The sequence below is a fragment of the Enterovibrio litoreus genome, assembly GCF_045679545.1.
In the GTDB taxonomy this organism is placed as follows: Bacteria; Pseudomonadota; Gammaproteobacteria; order Enterobacterales; family Vibrionaceae; genus Enterovibrio.
Genome location: NZ_CP166194.1, coordinates 822,636 through 844,743 on the forward strand (window position 1 = coordinate 822,636; position 22,108 = coordinate 844,743).

Here is a 22,108-nt window from a genome sequence, read left to right on the forward strand (position 1 = left end):
CGTAATGGAACATTACATTAGCCTTATGGTTCGTTCGATTTTCATCGAGAACATGGCGCTGTCATTCTTCCTAGGTATGTGTACTTTCTTGGCTGTATCCAAGAAAGTAAAAACATCTTTTGGCCTAGGTGTCGCAGTTATCGTCGTACTGACCATCGCTGTTCCTGTCAATAATCTGGTTTATAACCTCATTTTGAAAGACGGCGCGTTGGCACCAGGCATTGATCTGAGCTTCCTGAACTTTATCACCTTCATCGGTGTTATCGCTGCGTTGGTTCAGATTTTGGAAATGGTCCTAGACCGCTTTTTCCCGCCACTTTACAACGCACTGGGTATCTTCCTTCCGCTTATCACAGTTAACTGTGCGATCTTCGGTGGTGTATCTTTCATGGTTCAGCGTGACTACAATTTCGCAGAATCAGTGGTATACGGCGCGGGGTCGGGAATCGGCTGGATGCTAGCGATCGTTGCGCTGGCAGGTATTCGTGAAAAGATGAAGTATTCTGACGTTCCTCCTGCTTTACGTGGTTTGGGTATTACCTTTATCACTGTAGGTTTGATGGCGTTGGGCTTTATGTCTTTCTCTGGTGTTCAACTGTAAGTCGGGTAAACCGCGATATAAGGATTAGTCAATGGACATTATTCTTGGTGTAGTGATGTTTACTCTTATCGTACTGGTATTGGTTCTGGTGATTCTGTTCGCCAAATCTAAGCTAGTACCTTCAGGTGACATCATCATCTCTGTAAATGGCGATCCCAATTTGGCGATCACCACACAACCAGGTGGTAAGCTGCTAAGTGCACTTGCTGGCGCTGGTGTATTCGTTTCTTCTGCTTGTGGTGGCGGTGGCTCTTGTGGCCAGTGTCGTGTGAAAATTAAATCGGGCGGCGGTGATATTCTGCCAACTGAACTTGATCACATCAGCAAAGGTGAAGCGCGTGAAGGCGAGCGTCTAGCGTGTCAGGTTGCAATGAAAACTGACATGGACATCGAACTTCCGGAAGAAATTTTTGGCGTGAAGAAGTGGGAATGCTCGGTTATCTCTAATGATAACAAAGCAACCTTCATCAAAGAGCTTAAACTGCAAATTCCTGATGGTGAATCAGTGCCTTTCCGTGCGGGTGGTTACATCCAAATCGAAGCACCCGCTCACCACGTTAAGTATGCAGACTTTGACGTACCAGAAGAGTACCGCGAAGACTGGGACAAATTTAACCTGTTCCGTTACGAGTCTAAAGTTAACGAAGATACTATTCGTGCTTACTCAATGGCGAACTACCCAGAAGAATTTGGCATTATCATGCTAAATGTGCGTATTGCTACGCCGCCACCTAACAACCCAAATGTGCCGCCAGGCATCATGTCTTCGTACATTTGGTCTTTGAAAGAAGGCGATAAGTGTACGATTTCTGGCCCGTTCGGTGAGTTCTTTGCGAAAGATACCGATGCAGAAATGGTCTTTGTGGGCGGTGGTGCGGGTATGGCACCAATGCGTTCTCACATTTTTGACCAACTGAAGCGTCTGAACTCTACACGTAAGATGTCATTCTGGTACGGTGCACGTTCTAAGCGTGAAATGTTCTATGTGGAAGATTTTGACGGCCTAGCTGCAGAAAACGAAAACTTCGTTTGGCATTGTGCGTTGTCTGATCCACTGCCAGAAGATAACTGGGAAGGCTACACTGGCTTTATCCATAACGTGTTGTTTGAGAATTATCTTAAAGATCACGATGCCCCAGAAGATTGTGAGTTCTACATGTGTGGACCTCCAATGATGAATGCGGCAGTTATCGGCATGCTGAAAGACCTTGGTGTTGAAGACGAAAACATCCTGCTGGATGATTTCGGTGGCTAATCACCGCTGAGTCAAAAAGATAAATGGCTGGCCTTTGGGTCAGCCATTTTGCATATACATAGATATGAATACACAGATACCAATCTCAGTAGATATTTTCGCGATTCAGCAGTTGGCTGTTTCTACAACTGAGATATGTCGTTATCTCACCGCAAATACATACTGCGATTCGTATTAAGCAGACCTCAATTTCCCATTGTTATCATGGTCTGTATGTCCAATTTCAACCAACCGGATGAAGTAATGAATAAATTCCTGTTGTCTCTCGGTCTTATTGTCAGCAGCATGTTGGTGCTGGTGGGATGTGAGCAAGCGCCAAAGCAAGTTCATCTCACGGGTTCTACCATGGGGACTTATTACTCTGTGAAATACTTACCGGAAGGTAATGTGCCGAGCCAAGATGCTATTCAAGCTGAAATCGATGTTCGCTTGGAGCGCGTAAACGATCAGATGTCGACGTATCGCAAAGACTCTGAGTTAAGTCGTTTTAATCAGCAAAAGGGCAGTGAGCCGTTTTCTGTATCGGATGATACCGCAACCGTAGTCGCAGAAGCTATTCGTCTAAACAAGCTGTCTGGTGGTGCTCTGGATGTCACGGTAGGCCCTTTGGTTAATCTTTGGGGTTTTGGGCCTGAAGGTCGACCTGATCGCGTACCGAGTGATGAACAGGTTGCTGAGCGCAGAGCGATGACTGGTATTGGGTATTTGTCGGTGGAAGGCAACTCACTGGTCAAAACGAACCCTGATCTTTATGTTGATTTGTCATCTATTGCAAAGGGGTTCGGTGTTGATGTGGTAGCTAGCTATTTGGCTGAGCTAGGGATCGAAAACTACTTGGTTGAGATCGGCGGTGAGCTTCAACTCCGTGGGGTTAATGCGGAAGGCGTACCTTGGCGTATCGCGATTGAAAAGCCAAGCACTGACCAGCAAACCGTCCAAGAGATTATCGCACCGGGTGATATGGCGGTGGCTACATCTGGAGATTATCGCAATTACTTTGAAGAAGGTGGTGTGCGTTACTCTCACACCATCGATCCTAAAACCGCTAAGCCAATTAATCATCGTTTGGTATCCGTGACTGTACTGGATAAATCATGCATGACGGCTGATGGCCTTTCGACCGCTTTTACGGTGATGGGACCTGAAGATGCATTGGCGTTGGCCAACAGAGAAAATATTCCAGCATTTTTCATTGTAAAGACGGATAATGGATTTAAAGAGATCGCATCGGATGCGTTTAAACACTATCTAACACGTTAAGGGTAATGAGATGTCTGAGTATCTGATAACGTTTTCGGTTTTCTTGCTAGTGATTGCTGGCATGGCGATCGGCTACATTATTCAACGCAAAACCATCAGTGGAAGCTGTGGTGGTTTGGGGTCGGTTGGCATTGAAAAAGAATGCGATTGCCCAGAGCCTTGTGATGCAAGGCAAAAGCGCGAAGCACGAGCCGCGAAAGCAGCAGAGTGGAAGAAGAATCAAATTATTTAAGACAAGCAAAAACCGCCGCAAGGCGGTTTTTTAATAGACGACGTTATTCCTTCCGTTAGATTTCGCCTTGTATAGGTTGTCATCTGCACACTTGAGCAACTGAGGCACAGACTGCTCTCCGCTTGCAACACCAACGCTAACCGTCACGTGTATCGTCTTGCCATTGTAACTAATACTGGTCTTTTCCAATTGGTCGCGAAGAGCCTCGACCTCGGCATTAAATACATCAATATCGCTGGTGCAAAGTACGACAAACTCTTCTCCGCCAAATCTAGCGGGCAGTGCTGTAGAGAAAGCGGTATTGAGAATTTGCCCAATCGTTTTTAAAGCATGGTCACCGCCACCGTGTCCAAATTCATCGTTGACCTGTTTGAAGTGATCAATATCGATCATGGCAATGCTTTTGAAATTTACTGGGTTTTCGGCAGCAAAATTAAAAAAGTATCGACGATTCCACAAGCCAGTTAACTCGTCGCGATTAGTGAGAAAGTAAAGTTGTTCGTTGGCATCTTGCCTATCCAGTAACGAATGTATGCGGCAGTAAAATTCTTCCTGATTAAATGGCTTGTTGAGATAGTCGTTTGCACCTGCTTTCAAAAATTGGGGCGTCAGATCGGGATTGGTTGACGCAGATAACCCAATAATAGCGACTTGCTCTCGATCCCATTCCATCCGTAAATGTTGTGTTAGCTCTACACCATTCATTAAGGGCATATCGTTGTCAGTGATGACAAGGTCTATCTTCCAACAGTTGTTTATCACCTCGAGTGCTTCGATGCCATTCGATGCGGTATGTACCGTGAGATACTGACGCTCTAGCAATTCAGCCAGGTATTGTGTGATGGCAGGGGAGTCGTCAACGACCAATGCAATTTTATCGATGTTGTTGACTAGACGGTTCAGCAGAGGCGCTAAAAACGCCAATGAGACGGAACTGTCTTTCAGAATGTAATCAACAATGCCCTTTTTCAAAAGCTCATCACGGATGGTCTTGTCTGCGTTTCCGGTGAGAACAATGGCGCGATAACCCGCTTCTAGCACTTCGTCAATCACTTCCCCTTTTGGCGCATCAGGCAGGCAGTAATCTAACACTGCACAGATCAAGGAAGGTTTAGTATCAATAAATGCTAGGGTATCGGTTTTATTGCTGAATATGATGGGCTCAAACCCGGCATCCTCAAGCAAAGCAGAGACGTAGTTTTGAAAAGTCGGGCTGTCATCGACAACAAGCACTTTGCGATTCATTACCATGAGGCACTCTTATTTAATGGGGTTCATTTATGGGGCACATGTTTCCTTTTGATTACTGGTCTAAGTATAGACAAGACTTGGTGAGGAATGGCGAATTGACATCACCATTGGTTACTGTGAATATAAACAGTATTCTGATTGATTCGATAGAGTTCATGAGAAAGATTATCCACGTTGACATGGACTGTTTTTATGCCGCTGTAGAAATGCGAGATAACCCGGCTCTAAGGGATATCCCTCTTGCGATTGGCGGCTCAGAAACACGCAGAGGCGTGATATCGACCTGTAATTACCTTGCACGAAAGTATGGTGTGCGTTCGGCAATGGCAACGGCTCATGCAAAGAAGCTTTGCCCAGACCTCACGGTAGTTCGTGGTGATATGAGCAAATACAAAGCTGTTTCCCACCAAATTAGAACTATTTTTGCACGGTATACCGACAAGATCGAACCTCTCTCTCTTGATGAAGCATACCTTGATGTAAGTGACTGCTCACTATTTAGAGGGTCGGCAACACTGATCGCTGAAGATATTCGGCAGTCCATAAAGCGGGAGCTTGGGTTAACCGCATCAGCAGGTGTTGCTCCGGTAAAATTTATCGCCAAAATCGCATCAGATCTGAATAAACCTGATGGCATTTATGTCATAACACCGGATGAGATTGATGGCTTTGTGAAAACACTGCCACTGGAGAAAATTCCGGGTGTTGGGAAAGTCACCTTGGCTAGATTGCATGAACTGGGTTTGTTCAAGGGGGAAGATATTCAGCAGTTTGATCGAAACTTGCTGCTTCAGCGGTTTGGTAAATTTGGTCATGCGTTATACAACCGTTGTCAGGGCATTGATGACAGAAACATAGAAACTGATCGAGTTCGTAAATCGGTAGGGGTAGAGCGAACCTTGCCTGAAGACATCCGCACCGAAGCTGAGTGCTTGGCGGTGATGGAATCGCTTTATGACGAAATGGAAACACGGTTAAAACGAGTCTGCCCTGATATGGAGATCGCGCGCCAAGGCGTGAAACTGAAGTTTTCAGATTTTCAGTTAACGTCGGTAGAGCACCGTCAATGGCGTTACGATTCTGCTGAATTTCCAGCGCTGATGAAAGAGGCACTTACCAGGCAGCAAGGCAGGGGGGTGCGTTTGATTGGGCTTAGCGTTGGGCTTAAATCAGAAGATAAAGACAAGGCCGCACAATTGAGCTTCGAATGGTAAAAGAGCGCCGATTGGCGCTCTTAGTGTATGAATTAGTGAGTGTTCGGTGTCATTATACTTTCTCTGGAATTGCGCCAAGCATGGCAATCATTTGTTCCCAGAACAAACCAACAGTGGCAATGTTCACTTTCTCGTCAGGCGAATGGGGATACTTAATCGTTGGGCCGAAAGAGATCATATCCATGTCAGGATAAGGCTTTTTGAAAAGTCCACATTCCAAACCCGCGTGGATCACCATGATGTCCGGTACACGGCCATAGATATCTTCATAGATTTTACGGAAGATATGCATGATTTCTGATTCAGGATCTGGCTTCCAGCCCGGGTAAGCGCCTGAAAATTCGACGTTTGCATCAGCAAGTTCACCGAATGAGCGAAGCATGCTTTCTACATAACTGCGGCCGCTATCTCCTAGTGAGCGGATAAGGCACAGTAATGTCATGGTGCTCTCTTCAGTGGTGATCACACCAAGATTCAGCGACGTTTCAACCACACCTTCAATATCATCACTCATGCGGATCACGCCGTTAGGGCAGGCGTTGATCGCAGCGATAACGCGCTTTTGAACACTGGCGGTAAGCGCTTGCTCACTGATGTCGTGATCCGACACAGTGAGGGAGATCGATGATTCCACTGCGCCGAGCTCATCTTTTAGCAATGCTTCAAAATGCGCAAATAGAGACGCCATTTTGTCAGCATTTTCAGAAGGAACGGCAAGGTACGCAAACGCTTCGCGTGGGATAGCATTACGTAATGTGCCACCGCGAAGAGAAAGAAGGCGTAACCCGAGTTCTTCAGCATGTCCCGCCAGAAAACGGCCCAGAAGTTTATTGGCATTCGCGCGACCAGTGTGAATATCCACACCAGAATGTCCGCCTTTTAGCCCTTTGATTTGCAGTGCTTTACCAAGGTAACCTTCACTCAGATCTTCGCGTTCAAGCGTGAAGGTTATCGCGGTGTCAACGCCGCCAGCACAACCCATGTAAATTTCACCTTCCTGCTCGGAGTCAGTGTTCAGCAAAATATCACCGTCTAACCAGCCTTCTTTGAGGCCAAATGCGCCAGTCATGCCTGCTTCTTCGTCGATGGTGAGCAGCACTTCGAGAGGGCCGTGTGCAATATCATTGGCGGCAAGAACAGCAAGACAGGTTGCCATCCCCATACCGTTATCTGCACCAAGTGTTGTGCCATTCGCCGTCACCCATTCGCCATCAATGTAAGGACGAATGGGATCAGTGACGAAGTCATGCTCAGTGCTTTCGTTTTTTTGAGGCACCATGTCTATATGAGCTTGAAGCACTACGCCTTTTCGGTTCTCCATGCCTGACGTTGCCGGTTTTTTGATGATGACATTACCGACATCATCACGACACACAGACAAACCTTCATGGGTTGCCCAATCCACAATGTATTGGGCAAGCTGGTCTTCATGCTTTGAAGGGTGGGGTATAGAACAAATCTTATCGAAAAACTGCCACACAGGTTGTGGCGACAATTGGCTGATCTCTGACACGGGCAATCTCCAGAAAAACACAGAATAAAGAGGCATACAGTGCTGCATGCCAATAAGCTAACAGAATTTGTAGCGGAAAAGTATGCCTTGTTAAATGCATACTGCTGCATTGCGGCTAGAATTCCTGCCAATAATGCTATTTATTTGGTACGGGATGGGATAGAGACGTTGCGGTACATTTAAGGCATAGGTTATGTGTCAAATCCAGGCATCTAACGCTAAGCCCTTATCAGCGATACATGGTCACAAGTTCCCGATCCATTTTTGTAATTAAATTACGAAAGTGATAATTTTGGTCTGTTTATGTGATTCATGTCACTTTTATTGTTGTACTAAAATAACGAAAAGAGTATTATCTCACCGTCTTCTGGATGGGCAGTAAGCCCAAAGACACAGCCATGCGCTAGCATTTGTTTATGGATAAACCCGAAATTATTCGTCTCCACGGAACCGAGCTTTACTAAAGCTGCATTTATTCGATTCGAATTTTTTGAGGTACAAATGATGAAAGGCAACTCTGCGTGTCAATACTGGAATCGTGGTTCTGTATACACCAACAATTTTCGTTATCCGGCAACGTTCGGATACAAAAGCAAGTAATCAATCACTCGCTTGAAAGAAGTATTACCCCGCTCTAACAGATATTTTTCCATTTTTGGAAATCAGATTTTCATCTGGCGCCACTTTTTAGTGGCGTTTTTTTTATCTTAATTTCTCTCCCGCCTACGCTGTCTATCCCGTTGATGGGTCGCAATGAATCTCGCATTTTGACATCACTGGGCTGTATGGCCGTCTCAGATTAATGGTTTGTACATTTATCAATCCAAATTCCTCCCTAATATAGACACCCTAAATCGACGAAATCATCAGGATGATGGTAAGTCGTCTGTTTCGTCAGCGATCGGAGTCTAAGTGATGCAATTCTCACTGGAAATTTCACGAAGTGGCGAGTAAGATCCGCGTCAAATTCCGACGCAAACGTTTTCGTTAAGCGTTTGTGTCACATTGACTGGCATACACACACTTTCCAAGGAACCGAAAGCCATGCTTGAGCGTCTATTTAAGTTAAAAGAGCAAGGTACAGATATACGAACCGAGATCATTGCGGGATTGACCACTTTCCTGACAATGGCTTATATCATTTTTGTAAACCCTGCCATCTTGTCTGAAACAGGCATGGATCGTGGAGCGGTATTTGTTGCCACCTGTTTGGCGGCAGCAATTGGTTGTTTCGTGATGGGTCTTGTTGCTAACTACCCAGTTGCACAGGCACCAGGCATGGGCTTGAACGCCTTCTTTACCTATACCGTTGTATTCCAAATGGGGTATTCGTGGCAGGTCGCTTTGGGTGCGGTATTCCTATCGGGTCTTTGTTTTATTGCCCTAAGCTTGTTTAAAGTACGTGAATGGATTATTCACTCCATCCCTCTTTCTCTTCGAACGGGCATTTCAGCGGGTATTGGTATGTTTTTGGCGCTTATCGCGCTGCAAAACTCTGGCATCGTTGTTGCGCACCCTGCAACCTTAGTGTCTATGGGTGACTTGTCATCGTTTGCTCCAGCGATGGCGGCATTAGGTTTCTTCTTGACAATTGGCTTGGTGAATCGCGGCATTAAAGGCGCGGTGATGATTGCCATCCTAATCGTGACGGGTATTGCTGTTGCTACGGGTAACGTGCAATACGGCGGTATCATGTCTGCGCCACCGAGTATTGCGCCAACCTTTATGCAGATGGATCTATCTGGTGCATTTGAAATTGGCATGATTTCAGTGGTGTTCGCATTTCTTTTCGTCGATCTGTTTGATACTGCTGGCACCTTAGTTGGTGTGGCGCAAAAAGCAGAGCTAATGGATAAAGACGGTAAGCTACCACGCTTGAATCGCGCACTGTTGGCTGATAGTACAGCAACCACAGTAGGCGCGGTGCTGGGTACATCGAATACGACGTCTTATATCGAAAGTGTGTCGGGCGTTGCTGCAGGTGGCCGCACAGGATTGACTGCCGTTGTCGTGGGTATCTTGTTCCTGCTTGCACTGTTCTTTTCACCATTAGCGGGTATGGTGCCAGCGTATGCTACGGCAGGTGCTTTGTTCTATGTTGCGATCCTGATGATGTCTGGTTTGGTCAGCGTTAACTGGCGTGATCTGACAGAAGCGGCACCCGTTGTCGTTGTTTGCTTGATGATGCCTTTGACATATTCCATTGCAAACGGTATCGGTTTGGGCTTTATCTCTTACTGCGCAATCAAAGCGTTTAGTGGTAAAGGACGTGACGTACCTATCAGTATTTGGGTTCTGGCTGCCCTGTTCTTGCTGAAATTCGTTATGTAAGACACAATACGCCGCAATATTTTTTAGTGAGTTAAAAGGCGACCATCGCCTCCGAGGTTTTCTGAAATGAGCAACAAGTTTGTTATCACCTGGGACAACATGCAAATGTATACCCGCCAGTTGGCTGAGAAGCTACTACCTGCTGAGCAGTGGAAAGGCATTATCGCGGTGAGCCGTGGTGGTTTGGTTCCCGCTGCTATTTTGGCGCGTGAGCTGGGTATTCGTCATGTAGATACGGTTTGTATCTCTAGCTATGACCATGATCATCAGCGTGATATGCAAGTAATAAAGAAAGCTGACGGCGATGGCGAAGGTTTTATCGTGGTTGATGATCTCGTTGACACTGGTGGTACTGCGGAAGTGATTCGCAACATGTATCCAAAAGCCAAATTTGTGACCGTCTGTGCGAAACCTGCGGGCAAGCATCTGGTTGATGACTATGTGGTCGATATCGCTCAAGATTGTTGGATTGAGCAACCTTGGGATATGGCAGTGACGTTTGTTGAGCCGGTTGCTAAGCGCTAAAAAAATGACTTATTGAAAAGCCCCGAAAGGGGCTTTTTTTATACCCAAAGTTAGGTAAATTTTGTTCTATATTGTTCTCCCTCGTTGAGATCATGTTTTTATGTTTGCCATGGTTTACACTGGAGCCAGTTGAAATGAATGCTCTGGAGATATTCCGTGAGAGAAACAGAGTCAGAAAACTTATCCGTTAAACTTTTCAAACCCACCAAGCACGCAAAGGAAACGTCCACCATCGTTGGGACGGCAAATGACCCCCTAAGCGACACGGATAGCGTGTTAGATGGTAACAGTCACAATAGTTGGTATCGTGTTCTGCGCCGTCCGCAATGGATATGGCAAGGTGTTGAAGCCATTGAGATGGAAGAAACGCTTGCGCGAATTGCAGCCTCCGATAACACCAGAAGCAATGATAAGCTGCTTGATACCGTAGTGGGTTACCGATCAGGCAACTGGCCCTATGAATGGACTCAGACGGGCACCAGCCATCAAAAAAAGGCGCAGCTCAAAGAGGAGCAAGGCGATAAAAAAGGGGCGTTCATAGATTGGCTGCGCGCTAGTACCTGCTTCAGTATTGCAGGTTATCCGCACTTGAAAGGCGACCCGCTTTCCCAACAGACTGAAATTCTCGCCAATAAAGCGTTTCACTTTGCAATGGAAAAGTCGCCGTTCAAAATTAAGAGCGTGGTGACTAAAGTTGATGGCAAGTCGTTGGAAGGATTTCTTTATCTCCCTCATACTGACGAGCCGCTTCCGACCGTGATTGTCAGTGGCAGTTTAGATAGCCTGCAGACCGATCTCTGGCATCTGTTTGAAACCTATTTCGCGCCTGCAAACATTGCGATGTTGACACTTGATATGCCCTCTGTTGGCAGAAGCAGTGCGTGGAAACTCACTGAAGACAGCAGTCGTTTGCACCAAGCCATGTTGCATGAACTGGAGACTGTGCCTTGGGTCGATCACCATCGCGTCGGTTGTTTGGGGGTTCGATTCGGTGCCAATGCCGCAGTGAGAATGGCGTTTGTTGAGCAAAATCGGATCAAGTCATGTGTTTCGGTGGGCGGCATTCTTCATGCGATGCTAACCGATCCGCAGCGGCTTCAGCATATTCCTCCGATGCATCTCGATACCATTGCTTCTCGCATGGGCAAAGACAGTGCATCTTTTTCGTTACTCACACAACTGCAGGCACTTTCGCTTCGGCATCAAGGTCTACTTAACGGTAGAAAAACTAAGGTACCGATCTTGGCGCTTGGTTTGCAGGGCGATCCTGTGTGTCCAGAATCTGATAATCAACTAGCTGCGCTATATAGTTACGGAGGCAAGGCGAGAACCTTACCAAACAAACCTATTCATGACGGATATCACAGAATAATGCTGGAAGCCATTGAGTGGTTTACAAACACATTGTGATCTAGATCTTTTTAATGTCTTGGGATAAAGACAGAGTAATCAAAGCTCTCTGCCAAAGGACGAATTTTTATCGGTTGCATGTTATACAGTAATTGTTTGCTGTTTAGGCGTTTCCCTTTTAATTAAGGGGTTATAGAAAGTACGGAATGGCTACACAGTCAACTTTTACGCGTCAGCAAACATGCGATTGATAATAACGAGATGAATATTCGCTTTAAGGGAGCTTGCTATGACCGAAGAAACCAAAACCCTATCTCATGGACGTTTGCTGACAAGGTTTGCTCAGCTTGGTCCTTATTTACGTCAAAAAAAATGCTCCGAAGACAGTTACTTTTTTGATTGCCTCTCTGCGTGTGTTAATGCCAAAAAAACACCTGAAAGCCGTGAATTTTGGGGTTGGTGGATGAAGCTAACACCAAAAGAGGGCGGATTTGAGTATTCGTATACTTTTGGGAAATTCAACACGGAAGGCGAATGGCTGGAAGAAAAATTACCGAAAAAGTGTGTGCAGGAAGTTACTGAATCCCTCGATACCTTTTATCAAAAAATTTCGGGTTTTGTTGAGGGTGAGCTGGCGCTTGAAATCACAGCGCTGCCATCGTTGAAGAAACCGAAATTGGGCACTGCGGCATAAAGGCCCTAATTTGTCGATTATCGCGAGACAGTTGCTTTAATCACTTGTTATCTTGGTCTGGGATTGATAAAAGAAAGGCATATTCGCTTTTATGTAGTCAATGTCATGTCAGGCCAAGAAAACGTGTCATCTTCTATTTCTGAATCTGGCGATACCCAAGTTCGCCAGACCATCGTTGTAAAATTGGGAACCAGTGTACTGACTGGTGGCTCAACCAAAATCGATCGCGCTCACCTCGTCGAATTGGTGCGTCAATGTGCCAAGCTTATTCGTCAGGGCCATAAAGTGATTGTCGTCACTTCTGGTGCGATTGCAGCCGGTCGACAACACCTCAATTATCCCGCTCTCCCCAATACTATCGCCAATAAGCAAATGCTGGCGGCGGTAGGGCAAAGCCGTTTAATTCAAGAATGGGAAAGCCTGTTCGCTATTTATGGCATTAATATTGGGCAGATGCTGCTAACGCGTGCAGATCTTGATGATCGCGAACGCTACCTCAACGCTCGCGACATGCTGCAAGCCTTGTTGGATAACCATATCGTTCCCGTCGTGAATGAAAACGATGCTGTCGCGACAGCTGAGATTAAAGTCGGTGACAATGATAATTTGTCAGCGCTGGTGGCGATTCTTGCGGAAGCTGACAAATTACTGCTGCTGACCGATCAACCGGGCTTGTTTACCGCAGATCCGCGCAATAATCCTGACGCTGAACTGATCCGTGAAGTACACACGATCGATGAGACATTACACAAGCTCGCTGGCGGCAGTGTCAGTGGCTTGGGTACTGGCGGCATGGCAACCAAGTTACAGGCCGCAGACGTGGCACGTCGTGCTGGCATTGAAGTCACTATCGCGGCAGGTAGTCGTCCAGAGGTGATTCAACATTTAGTGGAAGGAAAGCCTGCAGGTACGCGTTTCTTGCCGTTGGCATCGCCGCTGGAAAGCCGTAAGCGTTGGATTTTGGCTGGTCCTCCGCCAGCTGGAAACGTCATTATCGATCAAGGCGCAGCGAAAGCGGTGGTTGAACGCCACAGTAGCCTGCTGTCTAAAGGCATTATGGCTGTGGAAGGTTGCTTTGATCGCGGCGCGGTTGCACGTATTTGTGATCAAAATGGTAAGCTATTAGCGCGAGGCATTTGCCGGTATTCAAGCAAAGATTTGAGTGCCATTGCAGGCCGACATAGTCAGGACATTCAAGAAATTCTAGGTTATGCACATGGTGCAGTGGCCGTACATTGCGACGATCTCGTCGTCATTGATTAATAAATTTGGTTAGTGGTATTGCTACTAACGCTATGGATAAGCAATAGAGGCTGACATGAGTCTGCAAACAACCAGTCTACAAACCATGGGACGCGCAGCCAAAGATGCTGCATATGCATTGGCAACGGCACCAACAGCGCAAAAGAACCACGCGCTGGCAGTGATCGCTGATGAACTCGAGGCGAACGCCGCTGCGATTCTAGCGGCTAACGCAAAAGACATCGATGCAGGCAGAGAGGCAGGTTTGCCCGAAGCCATGCTTGATCGTCTATTACTCAACGAATCTCGATTGGCGGGCATTGCCGCTGACGTGCGCAATGTCATTTCCCTGTCTGACCCCGTCGGCAGCGAAATGGATTGTAAAGTGCTGGAAAACGGCATGACGTTGAGCCGTCGTCGCGAGCCCATTGGCGTTATCGGTGTGATTTATGAAGCGCGACCGAATGTGACGATCGATATTGCGTCTCTGTGTCTGAAAACAGGCAATGCGAGCATTCTTCGCGGTGGCCGAGAAACCTTCCATTCAAACGTGGAATTGGTCAAGGTCATTCAAACCGCGCTTGAAAAAGCCAACCTGCCTGCTTCGTCTGTTCAGTACATTGAAAAACCGGATCGTGAACTCGTCGGCGAACTGCTTCGTCTTGACGATTATGTCGACATGATCATTCCTCGTGGTGGCGCGGGCTTGCACAAGATGTGCAAAGAGAACAGCACTATCCCAGTGATCATCGGTGGCTTTGGCATCAGCCATATGTACGTGGATAAAACCGCAGATCTTGATCGCGCATTGGATTTGATCATCAACGCGAAAGCGCAGCGTCCATCAGCGTGTAACGCGCTGGATACCTTACTGGTGAACAAAGACATTGCGGCTGCATTGTTTGAAAAGTTGACGCCACTGCTTAACGACAACAAATTGAAGGTTGTTGCTGAGAAAGCGGCGCTGCCACTGCTGAATGGTGTGGCAGATCTGCACGAAGCGGGCGAGGGTGATTTCGACACGGAATGGTTGAGCTACACGCTAGGTGTGGCATTGGTTGCTGATGTTCACGGCGCACTTGCCCATATGCGTGAGCACAATGCGAGCCACTCAGATGCTATCTTGACCAACGATTTGCTGGCGATGGAAGCTTTCATCAATGGTGCAGGCTCTGCAGCTGTCTACGTGAATGCCTCTACACGCTTCACAGATGGCGCTCAGTTCGGTTTAGGCGCAGAAGTTGCTGTGTCTACCCAGAAACTTCATGCTCGCGGCCCTATGGGCTTAGAGGAGCTGACAACCTACAAATGGGTGGGTAAAGCGGATTACCTGTCTCGCCCATAATCTGGAAGCAGTTTTCGATGAAAAGGCGCTGATTCAGCGCCTTTTTTGTGTCTGGCGCTTGTATATCCCCAAGTTACTTCGGCATACCTCTACCTCTAGGGGAGGTTTAACGCTACGCTATGCCGTGATTGTTTAAATGATGATGACCTTCGATGGATTACGCGACTCTTTCCCGCATTAGCGTTAAACACTTAACCGTGATGCATGTGCTCTTGATGACGCACAGTGTGACGGCGACAGCCAATATTTTGTGTGTCACGCCATCAAGCGTTAGCAAGGCATTGGCGCAGCTTAAAACACAGCTGAACGATGAGCTTTTCTTCCGAACGGGGAATCAACTCGCCCCTACGCAATATGCCTTGAGCATAGGCCCTGCCATCCATAATGTGCTGTCGAACATTAACGGCATATTTCAACAAGGCGAGTTTGCGCCAGAGATCTTCACTGGCACGCTTTCCTTGTCAATGCGCGAAAGCACGTTTGAGCTTTTCGCCCCGCAGATTGGGCACATTTCTCAGCAATTGAGTGATCAGGCTCAGTTGGTGATTTCCACCAAAGAGCAATTCAGTTTTGAGGCGTTACTGAGCGGGAAGATAGATTTTCTTCTGCTGCCCCACGACATCAGTCAGCCACCGACGCACAGCAAGAATTTAGTGTGGAAGGCGATTTTGAGTGATGAAATGGTCTGCTTGATGAATCGCCATCATCCGCTTGCCAAGGGTGAGCTGACGATAGAGAACTACCTGAGTTATCGGCATATTCGTGTGATCGACAAAGACTTGGCGGAACCTTACTTTGAGCAGACACTCACGCAGCGTCATGGTGCGAGAAACATTGCGACCATGGTGGCGGATTTCGGTTCGGCGGCATTAATGTGCCAGCACTCGCCGTATTTGTTTACGTGCTCGAAGCGCTGGGCTGAAACTGCGCTGCAAGGAAAAGGGCTGGTGGCTAAACCCTTGCCGTTTGATTACGGGCAAGTGGCGTATAGCTTGGTGTGGAATACCGTGAGTTTGAACAACCCAGCGTGCCGCTGGCTGCATGATCAACTGGTTGGCGACACGGCAAAGATTTAGGTGTAAATCGTCGGTAATTGCATGGGGCGATTGATCTTCGAAAACAGTAAATCATGAAAGCGGTTCATCTCAGTTTCACTGCATTTCTCCCACGTCAGCGCTTCACCAATCACGCCATGATGTTGAAAAGCGTTTAGGCGGATCTTTACCTCTTTAGGCAGAGTATTGAGGTAATCTCCAACGGCATCGACTTCGGTATCCAAATCGCTTTTTCCCGGTATATGCAGCAAACGCACTTCGTGCAGTTTGTTCTGCGCCGCCAAGTAATCAATGGTGTCGATAACGCGGTGCTTATCTCGACCGACGAGCCATAAATGCGTGTCGGATTGCCAAGCTTTGAGATCAATCATGGCACCATCAAGGTAGGGGGAAACACGCTCCCATCCTGTGCGTGATAGCGAGCCATTGCTGTCGATAAAGCAGGTGAGGTGTGCAAGTTCAGGGTCGGATTTTACCGCTTTGAACAGCGCAATAATGAACGGCAGTTGCAGTGTCGCTTCACCACCTGAAATGGTGATGCCATTGAGGAAAAAATGGTGTTGGCGGATCAACGAGAGCATGTCATCCACACTGCAGCGGACGATTTTCGGGTTGGATTTGTCAGGACACACATCGATGCAAAGATCGCAGTGCGTACACTTATCTGCATGCCAAATAACGCGTTGTGTGCCGTTTTGCTGTGAGGCAATGGAAAGGGCATCGCTTGGACAGCTTTTCACACAATCACCGCAATGGGTGCAGTGATTGATGGTGTGAGGGTTATGGCAAGTGATGCAGTCAAAATTGCAGCCCTGCAAAAACACCACCAAGCGGTTACCCGGCCCATCAACACAAGAGAATGTCAGAATACGACTGACCAGTGCTTCATTTTGCGCAGGCTTCACTGACATTCTCCTTATCTCGCTTTAAGACTTATTTATAAACTGGCGTTGATTCAAAGCTCACGACGCGTGGCGCACGGTTCAGAATACCGGTGTTTTTCGATGCTTCTGCACCCAACCACGTGGTGTTCTTACGTGAACCTTCGTCATCAAACTTCGCGATATCGGACAGTTTGATCATGTAACCTGTGACGCGAACCAAATCGTTTGATGCAACGTTCGCGGTGAACTCACGATAGCCTGAATTGATTGCGCCTTTACACAGGTTGAACATCGCTTCTGGGTTTGATTTTACCGTCTCATCAATCGTCAGAATGTCGCTGATGCCTGAGGTGTAGTGCTTGTGGTGACCCGCAGTTGCATGCACGTAAGTCACTGGGTCTGGTTCAGTACCGTAAGGAATACGCACGCCAGGGGTTGCGTCCAAATCTAGGCTGATACCGCCTTGTGCGTGCAAAAGTGCTTTACCGTTGTAACCATGTTTGACTGGGTTTTCGTCAACCAAAGTCGCCAGTTTCGCGGAAATCGCGTGGCCCAATTCGTTAGCGCTGATGTCGTGACCGTACTTGCCTTGCTTGCCGTCTTTTTCGAACAAGGTATTTACAGCCTCAGCCATGCCGTAGATACCGAACATTGGCGCAAATCGGCTTTCTTCAATCAGTCCTTCAGTCGCAAGGAAGTTGGTGAAGAAGTTCGATGATTCATGCAGGTACGTGCTGCGTACATCCATCAGTTCAACCATCAGTTTGCTGTAGGTTGGCAGAACATGGTTGATGAAGTCGTCGCTGTTGGTTGCTTTGCTTGCCGCTTCTTTTAGGTTCATGCGCACTAGGGTATTTGAACCGCCAGCCAATGGCAGAGAGTTGTAGCAGCTAACAATACCAAATCGCTTATCACCGTATGCGTCCGCGTGCATTGGGTAGTTTGCAATGTGCGGCTTGCTGCATTCACAGATGTTGCTGGTGGCTTGACGAAGCAGATCGTCAGGCGTCACGGCAGGGTCGTACATGAACGTCAGGTTTGGCGCGATTTGTTTTAGTTCAACATCTACGCGCAGGATGGTGCGGCAGATGATGTTGTCAGCAGGGCCGATGTTCGCGTGCATGAAGGCGTCAGGTAGGGTGCGGTCAAGCATTATCCAGAAGCGTTTGATCTTTTGGTAGATCTCTTCTTCGGTCAGTGTGCCCACATACGGCATCAATACGTCATCAAGTTGGCCAACATACACAGGGATGTTGGTCACTGACGGTACGTGATGGTAGATGATGTTCAGCATGTTCAGCGCATCATCAAGGTTTTCCGCTGGCGCAAGTTCTAGGTACTCAGAACCTTGCGACAGGAACTTTGCGTAATCTGGTAGCACGTAACGTGGTTTGAAGGGTGCATGGCCTTCGAACATGTCACAAATCACACCGTCCTTCATCGCTTGCTCGATGCTGTCTGTGATTGACAGGTAAGGCAGGCTAGCTTCTGCTTCTAGCGCAAGAAACTGGTTCTTTTGCTTTGGTGAAAGACTTGGGTTGTTGATGATGTCGTAAAAACGTTGCTGCAGTTCAGATAGGTTGTTGTTCATGGAAAAGACCCTACTTTAATTTGGGTTTATTTTACGGTGGATAAAGGTTTTTCCACTATTGATATGATGAGAAGGCAGTGTTTCCATTTTGGAAATCCGAAATCCGAAATCCGAAATCCGAAATCCGAAATCCGAAATCCGAAATCCGAAATCCGAAATCCGAAATCCGAAATCCGAAATCCGAAATCCGAAATCCGAAATCCGAAATCCATATAAAAAGTCGGTAGCGGCAGAAACAAAAACGCCGAGGCAGTGCTCGGCGTTTTCGTATTTAGATTTGCGTACGCGCTTACTTGATTTCCACGCCCTGTGCTTGCAGGTCTGCATGGTAAGAAGAACGCACGAACGGACCACATGCTGCGTGTGTGAAGCCAAGCTCCAACGCGATGTCACGTAGCTCGTCGAACTCTTCAGGTGGCACGTAACGTTCAACCGGCAAGTGGTGACGGCTTGGGGCAAGGTATTGGCCCAATGTCAGCATGGTCACGCCGTGCTCGCGCAAATCCTTAAGGACTTGGACGATCTCTTCTTTGGTCTCGCCTAAGCCCATCATGACGCCAGATTTGGTTGGCACGTTCGGATGCATTTCACCAAACTTCTTCAGTAACTCCAGCGACCACTTGTAGTTCGCACCTGGACGCGCTTTACGGTAAAGACGCGGCGCAGTTTCAAGGTTGTGGTTGAATACGTCAGGCGGGTTGTCTTTAAGCAACTCAAGCGCTGTATCCATACGACCTCGGAAATCAGGTACCAAGGTTTCGATACGGATTTCTGGGTTCAAAGCACGAATTTCACGGGTACAGTCAGCAAAGTGTTTTGCACCGCCATCACGTAAATCGTCACGGTCAACGGAGGTGACCACCACGTATTTCAGCTTCATGTCGCTGATGGTTTTTGCCAGTTTCGCTGGCTCATTTTCATCAGCTGCGTTTGGACGACCATGGGCAACGTCACAGAATGGGCAGCGGCGAGTACAAATCGCACCCAAAATCATGAACGTGGCTGTGCCGTGGTTGAAACACTCAGCCAAGTTCGGGCAAGACGCTTCTTCACAGACAGAATGCAGATTGTTTTTACGCAATGCAGACTTAATCTCTTGAATACGTTTGCTGTCAGAAGGAAGTTTAATCTTCATCCACTCGGGCTTGCGTAGCATCTCTTTTTTCTCGGTCGGCATGTTTTTGACCGGGATGAGCGCCATTTTGTCTGCATCGCGGTATTTAACGCCGCGTTCCATCTGGATCGGTTTGCTCATAATTGATTGCTTTCTGTTAGGGACTCGACCTGATCATAGTTCAGGTGCGATGTCAGTTTATCTACTAACACAGGGTAGAGCTCAGTCAGTGAAGCTGGCCCCCCTAAATCGACGGTTTGTGTCATTGCCATGCCTGCATAGCCGCAAGGGTTAATACGCAGGAATGGTGATAAATCCATATTGACGTTTAATGCCAATCCGTGGAATGAACAGCCGCGACGGATCCGAAGACCCAGCGAGCAAATTTTGTTGTCACCCACATACACACCTGGTGCGTCAGGTCGTGCATTTGATTCAATACCATAGTGAGCAAGCGTATCGATCACTATGTTTTCTATGCTGGTAACCAGCTCACGTACACCCAGCTTCTTGCGTTTTAAGTCAATCAGGATATACGCAATTTGTTGGCCCGGACCATGATAGGTGACTTGTCCGCCACGGTCACTTTGCACAACAGGAATATCGCCTGTGGCGAGCAAGTGCTCTGCTTTTCCCGCTTGGCCTTGCGTAAACACGGGGTCGTGTTCAACCAGCCAGATCTCATCACAAGTTTCAGCTGTGCGCTCGTCGGTGAAAGCGTGCATGGCTTTCCACGTCGGTTCGTAAGAACGTAATCCAAGTTGTCTGATAATGAGGCGGTTCTGCTGCAAAGTACACCTGCTTGACTAGATAAGGGCTGGAAGTTTAAGGCTACGAGCTCGTCTGTTACGCCATTATAATGACAGACGGCTGAATTAACAGCCGTCTATTTGTAAGGGCATTGTGGAAAAGCATTGTGGTGATCTTGTCTTTGCGTGAGCGCTTACAGAACCATACGAACGATGTCAATATCACCCAGTTCTTTATACAGCGTTTCAACTTGTTCAATAGAAGTGGCTGTAATGGTGACTGAAACGGCATTGTAAGTACCTTTGCCACTTGGCGTCACTTTTGGTGAGTAGTCACCCGGTGCGTGTAGCTGAATGACTTCCAAAACCAGATCTGTGAGTTCTGGTTTGGCGTAGCCCATCACTTTGTAAGTGAAAGTACATGGGAACTCCAGCAGGTCTTTTAGTTTTGGTTGCTCTTGCATTTTCTACTCCAGAATGGGCGTCGAAGTCAGTATTCGGCGGCCGAAATTTTGTGCTTATGATCACGTATTGCGTTGAGGGGAATATTAATCGTCCTGTTATCAGAAAACAAGGTGGGATGTTTTATGCGGGTTCCCTCAACGTGAGGACGTTCGAGTATATATGGGGATGATTGTGAAAATAAAAAGGGCGGTCATTTGACCGCCCTTGGTAGTTCTGCTTGACGCTTAGAACAAGCTCTTGAAGAACATGATGATGTAATCCACCAAGCGACTAAACAAACCGCCTTCTTTCACGTCATTGAGTGCAACCAGTGGGTATTCAGCCACATCTTCGCCGTCAACTTGGTAGAACAACTTACCAACCACATCGCCTTTAGCGATTGGGGCTTCTAAGGTTTGCTCTAGCACAAAGCTGGCTTCTAGATCTTTCGCTTTACCGCGAGGTAGAGTGACATAAGTATCTTCACTCACACCCAGCGCGACTTGATCCGTGTCACCCATCCAAACTTTTTCAGTCACAAAAGTCTCATCGGCTTTGTGTGGTGCAACGGTTTCGAAGAAACGGAAGCCATAGTTCAGTAGCTTCTTGCTTTCTGCTTTACGTGCGTTGGCACTGTTAGTGCCCATCACGACAGCAATCAGGCGCATTTTGCCTTCGGTCGCAGAACTGACGAGGTTGTAACCCGCTTTGTCGGTGTGACCAGTCTTAATGCCATCAACATTCATGCTCTTGTCCCAGAGCAAACCGTTGCGGTTGTATTGGGTAATGCCGTTATAAGAGAACGATTTTTCTTCGTAAATCGCATACTCTTCTGGCACATCGCGGATTAGCGCTTGTCCCAACAGCGCCAAATCATATGGCGTTGAGTAAAGGTTATCATCGTCCAAACCGTGAGAGTTGGTGAAGTTAGAATCGTTCATGCCGAGCGTCTTCGCCCAGCCGTTCATCAAATCAACAAACGAATCTTCAGAACCTGCAACGTGTTCAGCCATGGCGACACACGCATCATTGCCTGATTGGATAATAATACCGCGATTCAGATCTGCCACAGAAACGGTGGTGCCAACCTCGATAAACATCTTGGAGCTGCCAGGGAAATTCTTTGCCCAAGCATTTTTACTGACAACAACTTCGTCTTCGAGGCTGATATTTCCGCGTTCAACTTCCTGACCGATGACATAGCTTGTCATCATCTTGGTCAGGCTTGCTGGGTTTAAACGTTCATAGGCATTGTGTTCAGCGAGCACTTTGCCTGAATTGTAGTCCAGTAACACGTAGCCTTTCGCCGCGATCTGAGGCGCATCAGGGACAACGGACGGTGCAGCAACAGCGGCTGCAGAAGAGGATACGGCAGTCAATAAGACTAAAGAGCGCAACAAAGAAGGTGATTTTTTCATAGATATAAGTACTTACTTGAATATTTCTCTAGTCAAAAGC

General features: G+C 47.4%; 20 protein-coding genes. 12 read left to right on the top strand and 8 right to left on the bottom strand.

The window, feature by feature from the left end; all coding sequences use genetic code 11:
- The first annotated feature begins 4 nt into the window (after nucleotides 1-4).
- The 4 genes from nqrE (at nucleotide 5) to nqrM (ending at nucleotide 3,348) form a co-directional block, all read left to right on the top strand.
- Complete coding sequence (gene nqrE, locus AB8599_RS03510; protein WP_016959698.1) at nucleotides 5-601, top strand: NADH:ubiquinone reductase (Na(+)-transporting) subunit E; 597 nt, start codon at nucleotides 5-7, stop codon at nucleotides 599-601.
- A gap of 31 nt (nucleotides 602-632) precedes the next feature.
- Nucleotides 633-1,856: an NADH:ubiquinone reductase (Na(+)-transporting) subunit F gene (nqrF, locus tag AB8599_RS03515; protein WP_407332425.1), complete on the top strand. Its 1,224-nt coding sequence runs from the start codon at nucleotides 633-635 to the stop codon at nucleotides 1,854-1,856.
- A gap of 243 nt (nucleotides 1,857-2,099) precedes the next feature.
- A complete protein-coding gene (locus AB8599_RS03520) occupies nucleotides 2,100-3,116 on the top strand; it encodes an FAD:protein FMN transferase (protein WP_407332426.1) in 1,017 nt (338 codons plus the stop codon).
- Nucleotides 3,117-3,126: 10 nt separating this feature from the next.
- On the top strand, nucleotides 3,127-3,348 hold the full coding sequence (gene nqrM, locus AB8599_RS03525; RefSeq protein WP_016959695.1) for a (Na+)-NQR maturation NqrM: 222 nt from the start codon (nucleotides 3,127-3,129) through the stop codon (nucleotides 3,346-3,348).
- Nucleotides 3,349-3,378: 30 nt separating this feature from the next.
- Here the strand turns inward: nqrM and AB8599_RS03530 are convergent, their stop codons facing one another.
- The gene (locus AB8599_RS03530; protein ID WP_407332427.1) at nucleotides 3,379-4,599 is read right to left on the bottom strand and encodes a diguanylate cyclase; all 1,221 of its coding nucleotides are present in this window, start codon (nucleotides 4,597-4,599) and stop codon (nucleotides 3,379-3,381) included.
- Between the two features lie 155 nt (nucleotides 4,600-4,754).
- Between AB8599_RS03530 and dinB the strand changes: the two genes are divergently transcribed.
- On the top strand, nucleotides 4,755-5,813 hold the full coding sequence (gene dinB / locus AB8599_RS03535; RefSeq protein WP_407332428.1) for a DNA polymerase IV: 1,059 nt from the start codon (nucleotides 4,755-4,757) through the stop codon (nucleotides 5,811-5,813).
- Nucleotides 5,814-5,865: 52 nt separating this feature from the next.
- On the opposite strand, the gene AB8599_RS03540 is transcribed toward dinB, so the two are convergent.
- Nucleotides 5,866-7,326 carry an aminoacyl-histidine dipeptidase gene (locus AB8599_RS03540; protein ID WP_407332429.1) on the bottom strand — a complete coding sequence of 487 codons (1,461 nt, stop codon included), beginning with the start codon at nucleotides 7,324-7,326 and terminating at the stop codon, nucleotides 5,866-5,868.
- Nucleotides 7,327-8,370: 1,044 nt separating this feature from the next.
- Here AB8599_RS03540 and AB8599_RS03545 point away from each other — a divergent pair.
- The 7 genes from AB8599_RS03545 (at nucleotide 8,371) to AB8599_RS03575 (ending at nucleotide 15,889) form a co-directional block, all read left to right on the top strand.
- Nucleotides 8,371-9,657: an NCS2 family permease gene (locus tag AB8599_RS03545; protein ID WP_407332430.1), complete on the top strand. Its 1,287-nt coding sequence runs from the start codon at nucleotides 8,371-8,373 to the stop codon at nucleotides 9,655-9,657.
- A 66-nt stretch (nucleotides 9,658-9,723) separates the two neighbouring features.
- Nucleotides 9,724-10,182 carry a xanthine phosphoribosyltransferase gene (gene gpt / locus AB8599_RS03550; protein WP_407332431.1) on the top strand — a complete coding sequence of 153 codons (459 nt, stop codon included), beginning with the start codon at nucleotides 9,724-9,726 and terminating at the stop codon, nucleotides 10,180-10,182.
- 156 nt (nucleotides 10,183-10,338) lie between these two features.
- Nucleotides 10,339-11,592 carry an esterase FrsA gene (frsA, locus tag AB8599_RS03555; protein ID WP_407332432.1) on the top strand — a complete coding sequence of 418 codons (1,254 nt, stop codon included), beginning with the start codon at nucleotides 10,339-10,341 and terminating at the stop codon, nucleotides 11,590-11,592.
- Between the two features lie 229 nt (nucleotides 11,593-11,821).
- Entirely contained in the window at nucleotides 11,822-12,226 is a 405-nt protein-coding gene (gene crl / locus AB8599_RS03560; RefSeq protein ID WP_407332433.1) for a sigma factor-binding protein Crl, read from the top strand.
- Between the two features lie 105 nt (nucleotides 12,227-12,331).
- Nucleotides 12,332-13,489 (top strand): glutamate 5-kinase, encoded by a 1,158-nt coding sequence (gene proB / locus AB8599_RS03565; RefSeq protein ID WP_407332434.1) that lies wholly within the window; start codon nucleotides 12,332-12,334, stop codon nucleotides 13,487-13,489.
- Between the two features lie 55 nt (nucleotides 13,490-13,544).
- Nucleotides 13,545-14,813, top strand: a complete 1,269-nt coding sequence (locus tag AB8599_RS03570) for a glutamate-5-semialdehyde dehydrogenase (protein ID WP_407332435.1) — start codon at nucleotides 13,545-13,547, stop codon at nucleotides 14,811-14,813.
- A 152-nt stretch (nucleotides 14,814-14,965) separates the two neighbouring features.
- Nucleotides 14,966-15,889: a LysR family transcriptional regulator gene (locus AB8599_RS03575; protein ID WP_407332436.1), complete on the top strand. Its 924-nt coding sequence runs from the start codon at nucleotides 14,966-14,968 to the stop codon at nucleotides 15,887-15,889.
- On the opposite strand, the gene AB8599_RS03580 is transcribed toward AB8599_RS03575, so the two are convergent.
- The 6 genes from AB8599_RS03580 to AB8599_RS03605 form a co-directional block, all read right to left on the bottom strand.
- Nucleotides 15,886-16,779, bottom strand: coding sequence for a YjjW family glycine radical enzyme activase (locus AB8599_RS03580; RefSeq protein ID WP_407332437.1), 894 nt, complete (start codon nucleotides 16,777-16,779; stop codon nucleotides 15,886-15,888). The two genes, AB8599_RS03575 and AB8599_RS03580, sit on opposite strands and share 4 nt — an antisense overlap.
- Before the next feature lie 22 nt (nucleotides 16,780-16,801).
- Nucleotides 16,802-18,343: a YjjI family glycine radical enzyme gene (locus tag AB8599_RS03585; RefSeq protein ID WP_407332438.1), complete on the bottom strand. Its 1,542-nt coding sequence runs from the start codon at nucleotides 18,341-18,343 to the stop codon at nucleotides 16,802-16,804.
- A gap of 289 nt (nucleotides 18,344-18,632) precedes the next feature.
- Nucleotides 18,633-19,598, bottom strand: coding sequence for a lipoyl synthase (gene lipA, locus AB8599_RS03590; protein ID WP_274163547.1), 966 nt, complete (start codon nucleotides 19,596-19,598; stop codon nucleotides 18,633-18,635).
- Entirely contained in the window at nucleotides 19,595-20,248 is a 654-nt protein-coding gene (gene lipB / locus AB8599_RS03595) for a lipoyl(octanoyl) transferase LipB (RefSeq protein ID WP_407332439.1), read from the bottom strand. The genes lipA and lipB overlap by 4 nt, the downstream gene beginning before the upstream one ends.
- A gap of 152 nt (nucleotides 20,249-20,400) precedes the next feature.
- Complete coding sequence (gene ybeD / locus AB8599_RS03600) at nucleotides 20,401-20,670, bottom strand: DUF493 family protein YbeD (protein ID WP_407332440.1); 270 nt, start codon at nucleotides 20,668-20,670, stop codon at nucleotides 20,401-20,403.
- A 225-nt stretch (nucleotides 20,671-20,895) separates the two neighbouring features.
- Nucleotides 20,896-22,068, bottom strand: coding sequence for a serine hydrolase (locus AB8599_RS03605; RefSeq protein WP_407332441.1), 1,173 nt, complete (start codon nucleotides 22,066-22,068; stop codon nucleotides 20,896-20,898).
- Nucleotides 22,069-22,108: the final 40 nt, after the last annotated feature.